This window comes from Massilia sp. CT11-108 (assembly GCF_047302915.1).
In the GTDB taxonomy this organism is placed as follows: Bacteria; Pseudomonadota; Gammaproteobacteria; order Burkholderiales; family Burkholderiaceae_D; genus Telluria; species Telluria orientalis.
In genome coordinates, this window is sequence record NZ_JBKYMO010000794.1 from 1 (window position 1) to 1,807 (window position 1,807).

The 1,807-nt window shown below is 70.0% G+C and carries 3 protein-coding genes; all 3 read left to right on the forward strand.

Annotated elements, in window-relative coordinates:
* Positions 1–345, forward strand: a 345-nt coding sequence (locus tag ACEN88_RS30760) for a hypothetical protein (RefSeq protein ID WP_413345834.1), incomplete at its 5' end; no start/stop codon positions are given.
* Positions 342–1,238, forward strand: coding sequence for a diguanylate cyclase (locus tag ACEN88_RS30765; protein WP_413345836.1), 897 nt, complete (start codon positions 342–344; stop codon positions 1,236–1,238). The genes ACEN88_RS30760 and ACEN88_RS30765, both read left to right, overlap by 4 nt.
* Positions 1,235–1,807: SulP family inorganic anion transporter (locus ACEN88_RS30770; RefSeq protein ID WP_413345838.1), on the forward strand; the 573-nt coding region annotated here is incomplete at its 3' end. The genes ACEN88_RS30765 and ACEN88_RS30770, both read left to right, overlap by 4 nt.

The window sequence follows — 1,807 nt, forward strand, 5'->3', positions numbered from 1 at the left end:
GGCAACCACAAGCCCGTGTGCACGCAACAGCCCACGGCCCGTCTCGGCGCCGCGCTGTCCATCGTGCTGGAGGCGGCACGCGACCTTCCCGCACCGGAGGCCAGGCCCGCGCCGGCCGCGGTGCCGGAAGATAGCGCTATCCTGCAGCGCGAGTTGGCGCAGCTCCTCGATTTGCTCCACAATAACAACATGAAAGCGATCGCGCAGTTCGAGACGCTGCGCCCCGCCCTCGCCCGCCTCGAACCATGCCAGGTGGCCCCGCTGGCGGATGCCGTGGCGACCCTGCGCTTCGAAGAGGCCGCGCAGCTGGTGCGGACGCTACTGGATACGAAGGAAGATGCATGAGCTGGACCGACATGGCCGTCAACGGCCGCATCCTGGTGGTCGACGATGCAATGGAAAACATCCAGATCCTGCACGGCGCCCTGCAGGACGAGCACGAGGTGTTGTTCGCGATGGACGGTCCGCGCGCGCTCGAGATCGCCCGTACCCAGCAGCCCGACCTGATCCTGCTGGACGCCGTCATGCCCGGCATGGACGGGTATGCCGTCTGCAAGGAATTGCTGGCGGCGCCCGAGACGAGCGACATCCCCGTGATCTTCGTGACGGCGCTGAAGTCGCCCGAGGACGAGACGCGCGCACTGGGCGCCGGCGCGGCCGACTTCATCAGCAAGCCGGTGAACGCCGCCGTCGTGCGCGCCCGCGTGCGCACGCAACTGACCGTCAAGCGCCAGCGCGACGCCCTGCGCGCGCTGATCCTCACGGACGCCCTGACCGGCGTCGCGAACCGCCGCCACGGCGAGGAATTGCTGGAAAAAGAGATCAAGCGCGCCCGCCGCTACCGCGTGCCGCTCGCGCTGCTGTCGTTCGACATCGACCGTTTCAAGGTGGTCAACGACACGTACGGCTACCCGGTCGGCGACGTGGCGCTGCGCACCGTGGCCGACACGACGCGCGCCGTGCTGCGCGCCAGCGACATCCTCGTGCGTTCGGGCGGCGAGGAATTCCACATCATCGCGCCGCACACGAGCGCCATCGACGGTTTGAAAATGGCGGAAAAGGTGCGCGTGGCGATCGAACAGGCGGAGATTCCCGGCTGCGACCACGTGACGGTGAGCCTCGGCGTGGCCCAGCTGGGCGAGCAGGAAAGCGGCGATTCGCTGACGCAGCGGACCGATGCCGCCCTCGCGCGCGCCAAGCGGGCGGGCCGCAACTGCGTCGAACTGGCGATGCAGTGAACGGCGGCGCGCCGATGCGCACGGTAGCGACGAACCCGCGCCTGCTCGGCTGGCTGCGGACGTATCGCCGCGACGATCTCGCGGGCGACGTGGGCGCCGGCATCGTCGTGGCCATGATGATGATCCCGCAGGGCATGGCCTACGCGCTCGTCGCCGGCCTGCCGCCCGTCGCGGGCCTGTATGCCAGCATCGTGCCGCCGCTGCTGTACGCCCTGTTCGGCACGAGTTCCTCGCAATCCGTCGGGCCGATGGCGATCATCTCGCTGATGACGGCGTCCGCGCTGGCGCCGGAAGCATCGCCGGGCAGCGCGCTGTACGGCATGCTGGCGGCGCAGCTGGCGCTGGTGTCCGGGGTCGTGCTGCTCGCGTGCGGCCTGCTGCGCGTGGGCTACCTCGCCAACTTCTTCTCGCGCCCCGTGATGAGCGGCTTCACGCTGGGCTCCGCCGTCGTCATCTCGCTGGGGCAGGTGCGCACCCTGCTGGGCGGCGCGCTGCCGCACGTGCACGGTCCCAGCGCCGCGCTGGGCGTCGGGAGTATCGCGCTGCTGCTGTTCGCGCGGCGCTGGGAC

Coding starts and splice junctions, on each gene's coding strand:
- ACEN88_RS30765 (WP_413345836.1), top strand. CDS start 342: ATGAGCTGGACCGACATGGCCGTCAACGGCCGCATCCTGGTGGTCGAC.